The organism is Rhodococcus sp. no. 34 (assembly GCF_054589475.1).
On sequence record NZ_BAAILK010000046.1, the window covers coordinates 508,954 to 525,380 of the forward strand.

Genomic DNA, 16,427 nt, shown 5'->3' on the forward strand with positions numbered 1-16,427 from the left:
TTCCTGTTCACGAGACACGTAGGAGAATGAGACACATGGCTCTGCTCACAATCGGCGACCAGTTCCCCGCTTACAACCTCACGGCTGTCATCGGCGGCGACCTGTCCAAGGTCGATGCCCAGCAGCCCGATGACTACTTCACCACCGTCACCAGTGACGACTACGCAGGCAAGTGGCGCATCGTCTTCTTCTGGCCCAAGGACTTCACCTTCGTGTGCCCCACCGAGATTGCTGCATTCGGCAAGCTCAACGAAGAGTTCGCAGACCGTGACGCTCAGGTTCTCGGCGCTTCCGTCGACAACGAGTTCGTGCACTTCCAGTGGCGTGCACAGCACGAAGAGCTCAAGACCCTCCCCTTCCCGATGCTCTCGGACCTCAAGCGCGAGCTTGCCGAGGCCACCGGCGTCCTCAACGCCGACGGCGTTGCAGACCGCGCGACGTTCATCGTCGACCCCAACAACGAGATCCAGTTCGTCTCCGTCACAGCCGGTTCCGTCGGCCGTAACGTCGACGAGGTTCTCCGCGTCCTCGACGCTCTCCAGAGCGACGAGCTGTGCGCATGCAACTGGAAGAAGGGCGACCCGACCATCAACGCCGGCGAGCTCCTGACTGCGAGCGTCTGAGTATGAGCGTCGAGAACCTCAAGAACTCGCTTCCCGAGTACGCGAAGGACCTCAAGCTCAACCTGAGTTCCATTGCGCGCACGACGGTCCTGAACGAGCAGCAGTTGTGGGGAACGCTCCTCGCAACGGCCGCAGCCACCAAGTCTGCGTCCACGCTCAAGGAGATTGCTTCCGAGGCTGCCGACAACCTGTCGGCAGAGGCATACAACGCCGCTCTCGGCGCAGCGTCGATCATGGGCATGAACAACGTCTTCTACCGCACCAAGGGCTACCTCGACGGTAAGTACGACGACCTTCGTGCCGGCCTGCGGATGAACATCATCGGCAACCCGGGCGTCGACAAGGCCGACTTCGAATTGTGGTCGCTTGCAGTGTCCGCGATCAACGGCTGCAACCACTGCCTCGAAGCTCACGAGAACACCCTCCGCCAGGAAGGTGTCGACCGCGAGGTCATCTTCGAAGCGATCCGCGCCGGTTCCATCGTCGCGGGCGTCGCACAGGCTGTCGAAGCCAACGAGATCCTCTCTGCCGCACAGGTCTGATCACTCGGACCTGAGTGCAGTTCGACGAGCCCTCCCCACCGTGAAGGTGGGGAGGGCTTTTCGCGCGCTAGGGTGGACCGATGGGTATCGAGGTGAGTGTGGTCCGGGTCTTCACGGACGAGAACGGCAAGCACGGGAATCCGCTGGGAATCGTCGACGCGTCCACGGTTGCAGAATCGGATCGACAAGCCGTCGCGAAGGAACTCGACTACAGCGAGACCATCTTCATCGACGTTCCGGATGACGGCGCCTCGCGTGCGCGGGTCCAGATCTTCACTCCGGCAGCAGAACTCCCCTTCGCCGGACACCCGACCGTCGGTGCCACGTGGTGGCTGGGCGAACAGGGCCGTCGCGTGAGCGCCCTCGACGTTCCTGCCGGCAGTGTCGACGTCCGCCAATCCGGCGCTTTGACGTGGGTACGCGCGCGTGCCGAATGGGCACCGGAATTCGCGATCTATCCGATGGACACGGTGGACGACGTCATCGACGCAGATCCGTCCGACTACGAGGCGGATCATTCGTATCTGTGGGCGTGGCAGGACAAGCTCGAAGCTGCCATCCGCGCACGCATGTTCGCACCGGTGATGGGAATCGCCGAGGACGAGGCAACCGGATCTGCAGCGCTGCGCATCACGGACCGATTGAGGAAATCACTGCTCATCACCCAGGGACGCGGATCGGTGCTTCACACCACCTTCTCTCCGGAAGGTTGGCTCGAAGTCGGCGGCCGCGTCGTCGCCGAGCCGTCACGAACCTTGTGAGTACCCGGCGGGATTGCGTCCGGCCTCGAGGTCACGTGCACTCAGTGATACCGAGATCTCGTCACCGAGCGCAACTCCCGGCGCGAGGGGCAACTGATCTCCACTCCAGAACTTGCCCGGGTCGAACCAGTTGACACGACGATTGCCGACGAGCAGACCCATCGCTTCATAGGTCTTGGCAACCACTTCGGCGCAGTAGGCGCTCTCGACGGCCACTGCCGATACGTCGGACTTCTTGCGCAGCTTCGGGATTCGGCCTCCGAACCAGCGCGAAGCAAGCTTGGCCGTCGACGGGAAAGGCGTACCGTCCAGCCGCGCGATCGTCTCGAGCAGAGCGTCTTCCTGCTCCCGGGTGACTTCGTGGTCGAGCTGGCGCAACCATCCACGCTGCCCGTACTTGGCGCCCCAGACCTGAACGGCCGATCGCAGATCGTGCAGTTGGACACCACGCTGGAAGCGTCCGGTCCACATGTCCTGCAGCGAGTGACCGAGTTCCGCATGCCACATCAGCGGCGGGAGGTCGTCGATCACGACCGACATTCCGACGTGGTTGACGGGACTGTTGGTCAGTGTCTGAATGGCCCGGTCCGCCGTCGACTCTCCACGGAAGATCCAGATGTCGCCCGTGCGGGTCGCCGCAGCGGCCTCGTCGAGACTCACCTGCGAAAGCAATCGTCGGTCCATGCCTCTAGCGTAGAGGGATGAAACTCCGTACTCCTCTGCGCGCCTCGCACGTTTGGAAACTGGTCGGCCTCGCCGGTGCAATGGGCGTTGCCGCCACCGGGGTTCTCGTTGCGCGCGGCGAACGCCAGCGTCGGGCCTACTCTCCGGACGAAATTCGCTCGGTACTGCACGAGCGGTACACCCAGGCCTACGCCAAGCAGTCGGAACAAGAGGTTCTGGAACTCGAACCTGCACCCAACGCTGTGCGGCGCCGAATCGAGAAATTCTTCCGGCGCCGCAGCTGACTTCAGCCGAGGGCTGCGAGGATCCCTGCTGCCATCTCCGCGACCTGATCATCGGTCATGACGAACGTCGGCGAAATCTGCATCGCACCCTGACCCGCCGCGCGACCCGAAATACCGTGCTCACGAAGCGTCTTCACAAACGGCAACGCCTCCGCCGGATCAGCCAACTGCACCGCAGCAACCGCACCGAGCCCACTACGAACCTCCGCCACCCGCGGATGCTCCGCCAACGGCTGCAGATGCGTATGCAACGACGCCTCCAAACGCTTCGACTCCGCGAGCAGATTCTCACGCTCGAGAATGTCCAGGTTCGCCATCGCCGCCGCAGCAGCACCGGCATGCCCGCCGTAGGTGTACCCATGGCGCCACCACGAACCCGCATAGAACGGCTCCGCCACCCGCGGCGCGATGAACACCGCACCCATCGGAACGTAACCCGACGTCAAACCCTTTGCCGTGGTCATCATGTCGGGCTGCAAATCGAAACGGGTGGACGCGAACCACTCACCACCGATCCGGCCGAAACCGGTCACGACCTCGTCGACGACAAACAGAATGTCGTGCTCACGGCAGATGTCACGCACCTCGGCCAGATACCCCTCCGGCGGCAGATACACCCCACCCGCACCGATGATCGGCTCCGCGAAGAACGCAGCGATCTTGTTCGCACCGATCTTCTCGATCAACTCGAGCAGGCTCTTCGCATCGTCCCAGCCGACGGTCGCCGCATCCGCCATCAGCTCGCCGTACCCCTCACGGTTCACCGGAATACCAGCGAGAGCCGTTCCGGCAACGTGCATTCCGTGATACGCCTTCTGGCGTCCGACGATGATCGTCTTCTCCGGCTGCCCCACCTCGTGCCAGTACCGGCGAGCCAGCTTCGCCGCAGTGTCCACCGAATCCGAACCACCCGAGGTGAAGAAGATCTTGCTCCCGGCAACCGGCGCGATGGCCGCCAACCGCTCGGCCAACACCTGCGTGGTTTCGGGAACAAAATCACCGAAGTTGGAGAAATGAGCGATCTTCGACAACTGAGCCGCTACCGCATCCGCGATCTCCGTGCGCCCGTGCCCGACATTGGTGAACCACAGGCCCGCCGTCGCATCCAGATACCGAGTGCCCTCGCGGTCCCAGATGTACGCGCCCTCACCGCGTGAGACGACAAACGCGCCGTTCTTCTCCACAGCGCCCATGTCCGCGAACCCGTGCCACAATGCCGAAGCCATCATTGTCCCCTTCGAATACAAACGATGCTGGTGTGCAAACGATGTGCTGCGACTATATCGACACCAGGAATCCGCGCACGACGGCGCTCGCCCGGCACCGGCTTTCACGGGCGCACCCGTAATCTGTCGACCATGACTTTTGCCGACAATCTTGCAGCACTGCCCGCCATCGATCATCTGGCCGCCATCGAGGTACTCGACGCCGACGGAACCGTCCTCGACACCGTCGAGAACAAGCCCGGAAAGTCCGGCTCGGTCAAGGTGTACAACCATCTCGCTCAGGTCTACGGCGCGCTGACACCCGAAGCCGCCTCGGCAGGATTGACGATCTTCGCCGAGCACACCGAGGACGCCCGGGCGAACCCCGGTAAGCACCCGAACGTGGACCGCCTCGAGCAGGTGCTCGCCTCCGGCAATCCCCTAAGACTTCGCAGCGTTCCGTCCGCGTAACCCGGCTCCCAGCCGTCCGACGGCATTGACCGCCAACGCCATCAGGGCCATCGCGATGCCCAGTACGACGAATCCGATGAACAGGGCCAGATAGCCCTGGTGGCGAGGATCCATGAACGGATACGGATACCAGTCGACGATCGGCCCTCGAATCAACGTGTACACCGCGTAGATCACCGGAAACAGCAGCCACTGCAGTGAGCGGGCTTCGGAGATCCTGTGCCTCGAAGCGAAGAACACCCAGTCGAGAAGCATGACCAGGGGAAGAATCCGATGCAGTGCCGAGTTGATCCAGGCATCGTTCAAATTGACGTCGATATCGGCCAGGAGCACGGCGTAGATGATCCCGGTGATCACCATGTACAGCGTCACCGCCCCTCGGATCGACTGCCACGCCTGCGATTGTGGATCTCGAATTGCACCGACCAGCAACACGATCACCGCAAGAATGTTGCTCTCGATGGTGAAGTAGCTCAGATAGTTCGACAGAGACAGCTCAGCCGCGTCACGGATCGGGATCCACAGCAAAGCGGCAAGTCCGAACACAGCAAACAACAGTCTCAGGGCTCGCACGGCGATCGGCGTCGACAAGACAGGCACCGATGACTCATTTGCGGTATTTGTCGTCACCGGTCGATATTTGCACATCAGCACGATCTGCGAGCGGTAGTTGTGAACGCGTTCGATAGGCTGTCATCAGCATGTCTACAACACCACCGGCCCCGCTCTCCACCAAGCGGAGTGACCTGAAGAGCGCGCTGGCGCAGGTCTCACTCCGCGACGAGAGTCGACTCCGTCGCAAACTCGACCGTGCCCGCACACCAGACGCTTTGGTGGCGCTGGCCGAGGAAATCGAAACGGCGCGCACGCGGTTGGCCGCACGCTCCGCCAATGTTCCCGCAGTCTCGTATCCGGAAGCTCTGCCCGTCAGTCAGCGCAAGGACGACATCGCGACCGCGATCTCGGAGAATCAGGTTGTCATCGTCGCCGGCGAGACCGGCTCGGGTAAGACAACCCAGATCCCGAAGATCTGTCTCGAACTCGGACGTGGCGTCCGCGGTCTGATCGGACACACACAGCCGCGCCGGTTGGCAGCACGCACCGTTGCCGAACGTATCGCCGAAGAACTCGACACCGAACTCGGCGACGCCGTCGGATACACCGTGCGGTTCACCGACCAGGTCTCGGACCGCACCTACGTCAAGCTCATGACCGACGGCATTCTCCTCGCCGAAATTCAGCGCGACCGTATGCTCCGACGCTACGACACGCTGATCATCGACGAAGCGCACGAACGCAGTCTCAACATCGACTTCATCCTCGGTTACCTGGCTCAGCTGCTCCCCCGCCGACCCGATCTCAAGGTCATCATCACGTCGGCGACCATCGATCCCGAGCGCTTCGCCAAGCACTTCGCTGTCGACGGTAAGCCCGCGCCGATCGTCGAGGTATCCGGGCGAACATTCCCTGTCGAAATGCGTTACCGGCCACTGACCGTCGAATCCGGCGACATCACCTTCGACCGCGATCCCGTCGACGCGGTCTGCGAGGCGGTCGACGAGCTGAGCGCGGAGGGCGAAGGCGACATCTTGGTCTTCCTCTCCGGCGAACGCGAAATTCGCGACACCGCAGATGCTTTACGCGATCGGCGTCTTCGCAACACCGAAATCGTCCCGCTGTACGCGCGGCTGTCTGCTGCCGAGCAACACAAAGTGTTCTCGCCGCACACCGGCCGACGCGTCGTCCTTGCCACCAACGTGGCCGAGACCTCGCTGACCGTTCCCGGCATTCGGTACGTCGTCGATCCGGGAACCGCGCGCATTTCGCGATATTCGGTGCGCACCAAGGTTCAGCGGTTGCCGATCGAGCCCATTTCGCAGGCGTCAGCTCGTCAGCGTTCCGGGCGTTGCGGCCGCGTCGCCGAAGGAATCTGCATCCGCCTGTATTCCGAGGAGGACTTCGAGTCACGGCCGGCATTCACCGAACCGGAGATCCTGCGAACCAACCTCGCATCCGTGATCTTGCAGATGACGGCCCTTGGCCTGGGCGACATCGCGGCATTCCCCTTCGTCGAACCGCCGGACCAGCGCGCCGTGAAGGACGGAATCGGACTCCTCGAGGAACTCGGCGCCATCGCGCGAGGTTCCGAGGCCAGCCACCCCGAACTGACGCCGGTCGGCCGCGAGCTGGCCCAGATTCCGGTGGATCCGCGGATGGCACGGATGCTGGTGGAAGCCAAGAACAACGGTTGCCTTCACGAAACCCTTGTCATCGTCGCGGCGTTGTCCATCCAGGACGTTCGCGAGCGGCCCGCCGAGTTCCAGCAAGCCGCCGACGAAAAGCACGCCCGCTTCAACGTCGAGAACTCCGACTTCCTGGCCTACCTGAAACTGTGGGACTACTTACGCGAACAACGTAACGATCTGTCCTCCAACCAGTTTCGCAAGATGTGCCGGAACGAGTTCCTGCACTGGCTCCGCATCCGCGAATGGCAGGATCTGCACGGGCAACTCCGGCAGATCACCCGCGGTCTCGGCTGGACAGTGGGAGAGACACCGGCAAGCGAGAACGCGATCCATCAGTCGCTCCTTGCCGGGTTGCTCTCGCATATCGGGCTACGCGAGGGCGAGAAGCGGGACTACCTCGGCGCCAGAGGCAGCCACTTCGCGATCTTCCCCGGATCGGGACTGTTCAAGAAGCCACCACGCTGGGTCATGGCCGCCGAACTCGTGGAAACGTCGAGGCTGTGGGCGCGCATGTCCGCGCGTATCGAACCCGAGTGGGCTGAAAAGCTCGCCCCGCACCTGGTGAAACGGACCTATTCCGAACCGCACTGGTCCTCCAAGCGCGGCTCGGCGATGGCATACGAGCGGGTCACTCTCTACGGAGTTCCTCTGGTAACCGGCCGCGCAGTGACGTACTCACGAATCGATCCCGAGGCCTCTCGCGATCTCTTCATCCGCCATGCGCTCGTGCAGGGCGAATGGCAGACGAACCACAAGTTCTTCCACGAAAACCGTGCACTCCTCGACAACGTCGAAGAACTCGAGAACCGCGCGCGCCGACGCGACATCCTCGTCGACGACGAAACTCTCTACGAGTTCTACGACGAACGTATCGGCCAGGAAGCCGTATCCGCCAAGCATTTCGACCAGTGGTGGAAGACCGAGCGGCGCAAGAATCCGAGTCTGCTGACTTTCACACCGGAAACGGTGGTCAACTCCGACGCAGCTGCAGTACTGGGCGGCGAGTACCCGGACGCCTGGCGCCAAGGCGACATGCAGTTTCCGCTCACTTACCAATTCGAGCCGGGAAAGGACGACGACGGCGTCAGCGCGCACATCCCGGTCGGCCTGCTCGCGCAACTTCAGCCGGTCGGCTTCGACTGGTTGGTCCCCGGTATGCGCGTCGATCTGGTTACTGCTCTGATCAAGACCTTGCCCAAGAACATCCGACGCGCTGTCGTGCCGGCTCCGGATTATGCCGCCGCAGCATTGGCAGCAGTCAAACCTCGATCCGAGCCGTTGATGACCGCGATGGCCCGCGAACTCTCGCACTTGGGCGGGATCCAGATCGACGCCAAGGACTTCGATCCCGCCGCGCTGCCCGACCATCTTCGGATGACATTTGTCGTCGAGGACGAATCTGGCAAGGTTCTCGCGAAGGGTAAGGATCTGGCGCAGCTACGACGCACGCTCGCCCCGCGCGTGCAGAAGGAAGTGGCCAAGGCGGCAACCGGAACCGAACGGGCAGCGGCAACCGTCTGGACATCCGAAACGCTGGGCGCATTGGAACAGACCATCACTCGCTCCATCGGCGGACAGCAGGTGACCGGCTACCCAGCTCTGGTGCCGGAGAACGGCGGAGTTGCCGTTCGTGTCCTGAGTACGCCGGCCGCGCAGGCGCAGGCGATGAGGGAAGGTACGCGGGCGCTTCTCCTCGCGGCCGTTCCCACCCAACTCAAGGCAGTGACCGCCGGCTTGTCGAACACGCAGCGTCTGGCTCTCGGCCAGAATCCGGACGGCGGCTTGGAGGCCCTCGTCGAAGACTGCCGGGTGGCAGCTGCCAACGAAGTGATCGCGGCCCACGGTGGACCGGTACGCACGCCTGAAGCGTTCGATGCCCTGGTGAAGATCGCACGCTCCGAACTGGCCGGACGCGTTTCCGCGATCCTGCGCATGATTGTTCCGATCCTCGAACAAGCACACCAACTGAGCGTCGTGCTGGACCGCTCGCGCGGCGAGGCAGCCGACGACGTCCGAGAACAGTTGACCTCACTGCTGTTTCCGGGATTTGTCGCCGAACTGGGATCGGCCCGCCTACGCGATTTACCGCGGTATCTTGCCGCAGCAAAATTCCGTCTCGAAGCTCTGCCCGCAAGTGCACAACGAGATCAGCAGGCTATGGATGTCCTCGACCGGGTGTACGCAGCGTACGACCGGTTGTTGAGTTCGCTTCCCGAAGAGCGTCGCACTGCTCGAGATGTCGACGCGATCAGTTGGATGATCGAGGAACTGCGCGTGAGCTTGTTTGCGCAGTCCCTCGGTACACCCACACCGATTTCCGAAAAGCGAGTCCTGAAAGCTATCGAAGCGATCAAGCGTTGATGTTCGGCGAGAATTGCGCGATCAGTAGATTGTCTGAATGTTGACGTTGGTGAGGAAACCGCCAAAGGTGGCAACAGTGTTGGCGAACCCGAGGGTTACCAGGCTGTTCACGACTCCGAGAACTGCAACTAAGTTCATAACGCCTCCGTGAAGATCCGAGATGCGGACGAACGTACCTGGTAGACACTAAGCGAATAACGTGCCCGATTTGTTCGATTGTTCGCTTTGTGTTCTCAGCGTTACCTAAGACCGCTCTGTGCTCTCAGCGTTATCTGAGGCGAAGGCCTCAGTCGACGGAAACGGTCTCGGCGCCGGGAGCCTTCTCGGCGGCACGGGTCTCTGCATGCTCGCGCATGTCGGTGATCTCACGTTCGAAATCCGCAGCCGAGCTGAAAGACTTGTACACCGATGCGAATCGCAGGTAGGCGACTTCGTCGAGATTTCGAAGCGGATCGAGGATCGCGAGCCCTACCTCGTTACTGGGAATTTCGGCAGAACCCGAAGCTCGAACGGCATCTTCGACCTGCTGGGCGAGCAAATTCAGCGAATCGTTGTCCACTTGGCGGCCCTGGCATGCGCGACGCACACCTTTGACAACCTTTTCTCGGCTGAAAGGCTCCGTGACGCCGCTGCGCTTCACGACCGAGAGAACTGCCGTCTCGACCGTGGTGAATCGGCGGCCACACTCGGGGCACGAACGGCGCCGCCTGATCGCCTGGCCCTCGTCGGCCTCGCGCGAATCGACCACTCGGGAATCAGGGTGCCGGCAGAACGGGCAATGCATCGGGGTTCCTTCGTTGTCGCCGAAATGGCCGCAACTCAGATTCGCTACCGACTGCAAATCCTCCGACGATTTACAGAGCAGATCCACGTACTCAACGCGACCACCCGAGGTGGTGGGACTGTCAAGTGGACAGCTTACTCGCTGTGAACGGACTGCTCTCACGCTCGGTACGCCCCCGCCTGGTACGGGGTAGGTCAGCGCCCCGAGGCCGGCACGATCAGCGTTTGTCCCACTGACAGTCCGGAACTCGACATCGCATTGAGATCCATGATCTGCTCGATCACCGAACCGACAGCCTGGCCAGGTGCAACCTTGGCAGCAATATCACTGAGGGATTCACCCGCGGCAACGCGAACCACTTCGGTCGCGCCGTTTGTCGCAGCTACGTCACCACTCGACAAAGCGCCGATCCCCACCAACGCCAACACTGCGAATGCGGTGAATACGGCGCCCAGGAAAACCGTCTTCCAACTGACATCCTCGGCGGCCACTTCATGTTCGACCCGTGACACACCGACCCTGTTTCGGTGCGCGAAACTTCCTCCGTACGGGCGTGACGAATCGTGCTCGCTGTCCCACCGGCGAGGAGATTCGCGCAATGAACGCGAACCTGAAACCGCGCCCACCGCCGGAACCCGGCGAACGACGGCCGCCTGCGGTTCGTCGTCGACATCCCTGGCCACGCCACGCATTTCGGCCGCTCCGCGCCGTTCGAAGGACACAGCGTCTGCATCGGGCCCATAGAACGAGGGGTGGTACTTCAGTGCCGACGTACCGTCGAAACCAAACGCGTCGAAACCAATCGCGTCGTCGAAAACCCTGTTGCTTTTCAGTGCTGCGTTACCCATCGTGACCTCCGCTGGTCGACACCGATCGATGTGTTCGATCATGCGTTCGATGGAACGCATGTTCGAATTTCTACCACGCCTGGCCGACAATGTCTCTACTTGGAGCGACACGAATCGAACAGATGTTTGAAACCGCGAGCAAATCCGGCTAGATTCGTGTCAGACCACACAGCGGGAATTGCGAAAGCCTCCGTGTTTGTCGACAGCTCGAATGTTGGCAGGAGGCACCGACAGGTTTCTGCGCGACTTGCACCAGGCACTTTTGCAGGCAGTTTTCAAACACGACTTGTTCAGACACGACTTTTTCAGACACGACTTCTTCAGACACGGAGGCAACAGGCCATGAAGGACGATCGCTCCAGCACAGCCGCGGAGGCAGGAGCTTCTGCAGTTCCGTCTCCGTCGAGCGAGACGCTCACCGAGCGTCAGCGGCGCGTTCTCGAAGTGATCCGAGATTCGGTGACGGAGCGCGGGTATCCGCCGAGCATTCGCGAAATCGGGGATGCGGTGGGGCTTACCTCCACGTCGTCGGTCGCGCATCAACTGCGAACGTTGGAGCGCAAGGGCTTCCTTCGACGCGATCCCAATCGCCCTCGTGCAGTCGATGTTCGGGGTCTCGACGAGGTTGCGGCCGATACCGCCATCGCGTCGGTGTCGAAGCATTCCGGCGAGTACAACAGTGCCGACCCGCTGCCAGAGCCGGCGTTCGTCCCCATCCTGGGCCGCATCGCTGCCGGCGGACCGATCCTCGCCGAGGAAGCTGTGGAGGATGTGTTTCCACTCCCCCGCGAGCTCGTCGGCCAAGGTTCGCTCTTCATGCTCAAGGTTGTCGGTGAGTCGATGATCGATGCAGCGATCTGCGATGGCGACTGGGTTGTCGTCCGTCAGCAGAACGTCGCCGAGAACGGTGACATCGTGGCCGCAATGATCGACGGCGAAGCCACCGTGAAGACGTTCAAGCGTACGAAGAAGGAGGTGTGGCTGATGCCGCACAACGACCTCTTCGAGCCGATTCCCGGCAACAACGCCGTCATCTTGGGCAAGGTTGTCACGGTCATGCGGAAGATCTGAGTTCGCTCGCACCCTCGATCACAAAACTCTGGGCCCCGGCATCAGCCGGGGCCCAGAGTCTTTTCGTGACGATCAGCGGTCCATCACCCGAATCAGAGATTCAGCGAACGTCCGATGATCTCCTTCATGATCTCGGTTGTGCCACCGTAGATGGTCTGCACACGAGAGTCCATGTACGCCTTGGCAACCGGGTATTCCTTCATGTAGCCGTAGCCTCCGTGCAGCTGGAGGCAGCGGTCGATGAGCTTGACCTGAGCTTCGGTGGTCCACCACTTCGCCATCGCAGCTTCCTGCACGGTCAGCTTCTCGGCATTGAGCTGCTCGATGAACTTGTCCACCAGGATGCGCACTGCCGTGGTCTCCGTTGCCAATTCGGCCAGTACGAATCGGGTGTTCTGGAAGCTGCCGATCGACTTGCCGAATGCCTTGCGGTCACGGCAGTACTGGATCGTGCTCTCGAGAACCGATTCCATTGCGGCGGCAGCAACGACGGCGATCGAGAGTCGTTCCTGGGGAAGGTTCTTCATCAAGTAGAAGAAGCCCATTCCCTCTTCGCCCAGCAGGTTGGCAGCGGGAACGCGTACGTCGGTGAAGCTGAGTTCGGCGGTGTCCTGAGCCTTCATGCCGATCTTGTCGAGATTGCGTCCACGCTCGAAGCCGGGCATGTCCCGCTCGACAACGAGGAGGCTGAAGCCCTGAGCACCCTTGTCCGGGTCGGTGCACGCGACAACGATGATGATGTCGGCGTTCATTCCGTTGGTGATGAAGGTCTTCGAACCGTTGAGTACCCAGTGGTCCCCGTCGCGAACTGCTTTCGTCTTGATGCCCTGCAGGTCGCTACCGGTACCCGGTTCGGTCATCGCGATCGCCGAGATCAGCTCACCCGACGCGAATCCGGGTAGCCAACGCTGCTTCTGCTCCTCGTTGGTCAACTCCAGGAGGTACGGCGCCACCACGTCGTTGTGCAGCGTGAAGCCGATACCACTGAAGCCACCCTTGGTGGTTTCCTCGGTGATGATCGTGTTGTAGCGGAAATCCTTGACACCGCCGCCGCCGAATTCCTCAGGTACCGCGGTTCCCAGGAATCCCTGCTTTCCGGCCTCGACCCAGACGTCACGATCGACGATGTTCTGCTCTTCCCACTTCTCGTGGTTCGGTGCCACGTGCTGTGCCAAGAACTTCTGGTACGACTCCCGGAAGAGTTCATGTTCCGGTTCGAACAGGGTGCGCTCCACGCCGACTCCTTGCAATTCGATATACGGCACTTCAGTGATGTACCCGGTGGGGACGATGTACCCGGTCGGGATGTTTTCGCTGAGACTGGGCACGCCGAAGTTCGCGGGCCCACGTCACTGCCTCCGACGGTAGAACCTGTTGCGATACCCGTCGATGACCCGAACGATCACGATTCGTGACTGTAGCGGTTATCTGTTACTCGAAGTACGGAATTTGGCGAGGTATCGCATGATCGGGTAGGCGACCAGGATGCCGATCGACCCCCAAGCGATGCCGCCCAGCTCGACCGAACCAATGGTCAGCGTCAGGTTCCCGATGCCGGCAACCAGTGCGGCAGCGGCGACGGTCAGGTTGACCGGATCGGTGAAGTCCACCTTCGCTTCCATCCAGATGCGCACACCGAGAATGCCGATGAGTCCGTAGAGAACCATCGTCGCACCGCCGATGACGCCGTTCGGAACCGTGAAGACCAGTGCACCGAATTTGGGCGAAAATGCCAGGATCACGGCGGTGGCGGCCGCTACCCAGTACGCCGCGGTCGAGTACACACGCGTCGCTGCCATGACCCCGATGTTCTCGGCATACGTGGTGGTTCCGGATCCGCCGCCGGCGCCCGCCAAGGTCGTGGCGAGACCGTCTGCAAACAGCGCATTGCCGGCCAGATCATCGAGGGACTTACCCGTCATGGCGGACACCGCCTTGACATGTCCGACGTTCTCGGCGACCAGAACGATCACCACGGGCAGCGCGAGCACGATCACCGACCAGTCGAACGACGGTCCGTGCAGACTCGGCAGCCCGAACCAGTCGGCTTCGCGCAGAGCGGACACTCGTTCACTGTCGAGACCACCGATGACCGCGGCGAAGACCCAGCCGATCACGACGCCGACCAGAATGCCCAACCGGCCGAGCAGCCCGGGACCGACGACCGTGACCAGCAGGATCGAAACGAGCGTGACGGTGGCGATCAGCGGCTGCGATTCGAAGGAACCGACCGCCGTCGGAGCGAGGTTGAGACCGATCAGCGCGACGACCGCGCCTGTCACTACCGGCGGCATGACGGCGTCGATGACCCGGCTGCCGATCAGACGTACGGCGACGCCGATCAACATCAACACGATGCCGACGGCCATGACGGCACCGAGCTGCGCGGCCGGGCCCGATCCTGCCGACGCTGTCAGCGGGGCGATGAACGCGAAGGACGAACCGAGATAGCTCGGGATCCGGCCCCGGGTGATGAGCAGGAACAGCGCGGTGCCGATACCCGAGAACAACAGCGTCGTCGTGACGGGGAAGCCGGTGATGGTCGGAACGAGCAGTGTCGCTCCGAACATCGCGATGACGTGTTGCATCCCGATTCCGATGGTGCGCGGCCAACTCAGTCGTTCGTCCGGCGCCACGACGGCTCCGTCGGCGATCCGCTTGCCGTCTCCGTGGACAGTCCAGCCGATTCCGCCGGCCCCGGTCATTGTTTCTCGTTCGATCACAGGTCGAAATACTAGAGGTCAGGCGCTCGGTCTCCGACCGAGACCAACGAAACCAGTTCAGCTGATTGCGTCGGCCGCCGCTTTGCGCGCTGCCACCGGATCACCGGTTGCCAGCACCGCCGCCGCAGCCGCCTCACATTGCGCCATGGTGACTGACCCGACCTTCGCTCCCACACCCGCGACCGACGCCGCAGCGCACGACAGCGAGGAAACTCCGAGTCCGGCCAGAACACACGCCAACAGTGGATCGGCGGCCGCCTCACCGCAGACGCCGACGCGCTTGCCTGCCGCCTGACCGGCCTGGGCCGTACGTGCGACAAGGGCGAGCACCGCGGGCTGCCACGGATCGGTCAGGTCGGCGAGTTCGGAGGACATCCGATCAGCGGCCATCGTGTACTGAGCGAGGTCGTTGGTACCGATCGAGAGGAATTCGACGTGTTCGAGAATCTGGTCGGCCAACAGCGCCGCCGCCGGGATCTCCACCATCACACCGGGAACAAGATCGCGTGCCCGCACCGCATCGGCAAAACGTTTCGCCTCGGCCGGGGTGGCGATCATCGGTGCCATGACCCACGGCGACGAGTTGGTCGACGCCGCGGCTGCCGCGATCGCGTCGAGCTGGCGGTCGAGAATTCCCATGTCCTGCCAGGCGATTCGGACCCCACGAACGCCGAGGGCCGGATTCGCTTCCTCTTGATGGTTGGCGAATTTGAGCGGCTTGTCCGAACCCGCGTCCAACGTGCGAATGATGACCTTCTTGCCTGCGAAGGCCTCGAGAACTTCGGCGTAGATCGCCGCCTGCTCGTCTACGGTCGGTTCGGTCTCACGGCCGAGGAAGCAGAGTTCGGTCCGGAAGAGCCCGATGCCTCCCGCTGCGGTCAGCGCCGCGGCCCGAGCGCCGGCGCCGTCTTGAACGTTGGCGAGGACGTCTACCGGCCGGCCGTCCGACGTCCGGCCTGGTCCGGTCCACGTGCTGACGCGTTCACGATCGATCCGGGATTGTTCGACCAGTTCGCGCGCCTGCTCGGGATCGGGCTCCGCGATCACGTCGCCGGTGGTTCCGTCGATCAGAATCGGTGTTCCGGCCGCGATGGATTCCAGTTCCTTCGCGGCCACGATGCACGGGATGCCCAACTGCCTCGCGATGATTGCCGTGTGGCTGGTCGGGCCGCCGAAGATGGTCACGAGTCCGATGATCTTGGTTGCATCGAGGCCCGCGGTGTCCGCAGGAGCCAGATCGTCCGCGCACAGCACCGACGGCGTCTCGGGCATCGGAACTCCGGGTTCGGGCAATCCGGAGAGTTCGGCGATCACGCGGTCGCGGATGTCCTCGAGATCGGTGACGCGCTCGGCCATCACACCGCCGACCTTGGTGAACAGCACCACGAACTGCTCCGTCGCCGCGATCGCAGCCTGCACCGGGGGCACTCCGCCGGCGATCGACTTCTTTGCCGCCCCGATCCAGCCGCGATCGGCTGCCATCGCCGCGTTGGCCTGCAAGACCTCGGCGGCCGCGCCTGTGGCTTCGCCGGCCCGTCCGAGAAGGCGGTTCTCGACAGCCTTCGCTGCTGCGACGAAGGCGTCTGCAGCGGCCTCTCGATCGGCCTCGTCGAGGGCCGGTGCATCGGTGACGAGTTCTGGTCGGCTGGACGGCCAGATAGCCGGGCCGTAGGCAATTCCGGGCACGACGGGGGTGCCGTGCACGGTGATTCGGTTGAGCTGTTCGGTCATCTGTCCTCCTTGAGCGATGGGCCCGGTGTCACACCGGATCACCTCGAGCGCGTAAAGCCCTCACCTTCGTTGTGACGAAGATTACTCCCAAGT

Annotated in this window: 15 protein-coding genes; 7 read left to right on the top strand and 8 right to left on the bottom strand. The window is 62.5% G+C overall.

The features are described from left to right. The first annotated feature begins 35 nt into the window (after positions 1-35). The 3 genes from ACYP01_RS23515 (at position 36) to ACYP01_RS23525 (ending at position 1,926) form a co-directional block, all read left to right on the top strand. The gene (locus tag ACYP01_RS23515) at positions 36-623 is read left to right on the top strand and encodes a peroxiredoxin (protein ID WP_003942119.1); all 588 of its coding nucleotides are present in this window, start codon (positions 36-38) and stop codon (positions 621-623) included. Between the two features lie 2 nt (positions 624-625). Beyond that, positions 626-1,165: a carboxymuconolactone decarboxylase family protein gene (locus ACYP01_RS23520; protein ID WP_003942122.1), complete on the top strand. Its 540-nt coding sequence runs from the start codon at positions 626-628 to the stop codon at positions 1,163-1,165. 80 nt (positions 1,166-1,245) lie between these two features. Continuing rightward, on the top strand, positions 1,246-1,926 hold the full coding sequence (locus ACYP01_RS23525) for a PhzF family phenazine biosynthesis protein (RefSeq protein ID WP_003942237.1): 681 nt from the start codon (positions 1,246-1,248) through the stop codon (positions 1,924-1,926). Here ACYP01_RS23525 and ACYP01_RS23530 read toward each other — a convergent pair. After that, a complete protein-coding gene (locus ACYP01_RS23530; RefSeq protein WP_003942163.1) occupies positions 1,912-2,610 on the bottom strand; it encodes a hypothetical protein in 699 nt (232 codons plus the stop codon). The two genes, ACYP01_RS23525 and ACYP01_RS23530, sit on opposite strands and share 15 nt — an antisense overlap. 17 nt (positions 2,611-2,627) lie before the next feature. Here ACYP01_RS23530 and ACYP01_RS23535 point away from each other — a divergent pair, with 17 nt between their 5' ends. After that, entirely contained in the window at positions 2,628-2,894 is a 267-nt protein-coding gene (locus tag ACYP01_RS23535) for a hypothetical protein (RefSeq protein WP_042919958.1), read from the top strand. Positions 2,895-2,896: 2 nt separating this feature from the next. On the opposite strand, the gene ACYP01_RS23540 is transcribed toward ACYP01_RS23535, so the two are convergent. Then, on the bottom strand, positions 2,897-4,120 hold the full coding sequence (locus ACYP01_RS23540) for an aminotransferase family protein (protein WP_058039339.1): 1,224 nt from the start codon (positions 4,118-4,120) through the stop codon (positions 2,897-2,899). A gap of 132 nt (positions 4,121-4,252) precedes the next feature. On the opposite strand from ACYP01_RS23540, the gene ACYP01_RS23545 reads away from it, so the two are divergent. Then, a complete protein-coding gene (locus ACYP01_RS23545) occupies positions 4,253-4,570 on the top strand; it encodes a DUF2322 family protein (RefSeq protein WP_459682731.1) in 318 nt (105 codons plus the stop codon). Here the strand turns inward: ACYP01_RS23545 and ACYP01_RS23550 are convergent. Then, positions 4,541-5,170 (bottom strand): Pr6Pr family membrane protein, encoded by a 630-nt coding sequence (locus tag ACYP01_RS23550; protein WP_003942129.1) that lies wholly within the window; start codon positions 5,168-5,170, stop codon positions 4,541-4,543. The genes ACYP01_RS23545 and ACYP01_RS23550 overlap by 30 nt on opposite strands. Before the next feature lie 101 nt (positions 5,171-5,271). Between ACYP01_RS23550 and hrpA the strand changes: the two genes are divergently transcribed. Next, positions 5,272-9,177 (top strand): ATP-dependent RNA helicase HrpA, encoded by a 3,906-nt coding sequence (gene hrpA / locus ACYP01_RS23555; RefSeq protein WP_459682733.1) that lies wholly within the window; start codon positions 5,272-5,274, stop codon positions 9,175-9,177. A gap of 286 nt (positions 9,178-9,463) precedes the next feature. Here hrpA and nrdR read toward each other — a convergent pair whose 3' ends face one another. Next, the gene (nrdR, locus tag ACYP01_RS23560) at positions 9,464-9,961 is read right to left on the bottom strand and encodes a transcriptional regulator NrdR (protein ID WP_030535543.1); all 498 of its coding nucleotides are present in this window, start codon (positions 9,959-9,961) and stop codon (positions 9,464-9,466) included. Between the two features lie 194 nt (positions 9,962-10,155). Further along, complete coding sequence (locus ACYP01_RS23565) at positions 10,156-10,809, bottom strand: LysM peptidoglycan-binding domain-containing protein (RefSeq protein ID WP_459682735.1); 654 nt, start codon at positions 10,807-10,809, stop codon at positions 10,156-10,158. Between the two features lie 342 nt (positions 10,810-11,151). Between ACYP01_RS23565 and lexA the strand changes: the two genes are divergently transcribed. Continuing rightward, positions 11,152-11,880, top strand: coding sequence for a transcriptional repressor LexA (gene lexA, locus ACYP01_RS23570; protein WP_007735195.1), 729 nt, complete (start codon positions 11,152-11,154; stop codon positions 11,878-11,880). Positions 11,881-11,972: 92 nt separating this feature from the next. Here lexA and ACYP01_RS23575 read toward each other — a convergent pair whose 3' ends face one another. The 3 genes from ACYP01_RS23575 to ACYP01_RS23585 all read right to left on the bottom strand — a co-directional run bounded on the left by ACYP01_RS23575 (position 11,973) and on the right by ACYP01_RS23585 (position 16,334). Beyond that, positions 11,973-13,115 carry an acyl-CoA dehydrogenase family protein gene (locus ACYP01_RS23575; protein ID WP_459683050.1) on the bottom strand — a complete coding sequence of 381 codons (1,143 nt, stop codon included), beginning with the start codon at positions 13,113-13,115 and terminating at the stop codon, positions 11,973-11,975. A 189-nt stretch (positions 13,116-13,304) separates the two neighbouring features. Beyond that, positions 13,305-14,585 (bottom strand): uracil-xanthine permease family protein, encoded by a 1,281-nt coding sequence (locus ACYP01_RS23580; RefSeq protein ID WP_020907537.1) that lies wholly within the window; start codon positions 14,583-14,585, stop codon positions 13,305-13,307. A 75-nt stretch (positions 14,586-14,660) separates the two neighbouring features. Further along, on the bottom strand, positions 14,661-16,334 hold the full coding sequence (locus tag ACYP01_RS23585) for a putative PEP-binding protein (RefSeq protein ID WP_064112803.1): 1,674 nt from the start codon (positions 16,332-16,334) through the stop codon (positions 14,661-14,663). Between the last annotated feature and the right edge of the window lie 93 nt (positions 16,335-16,427).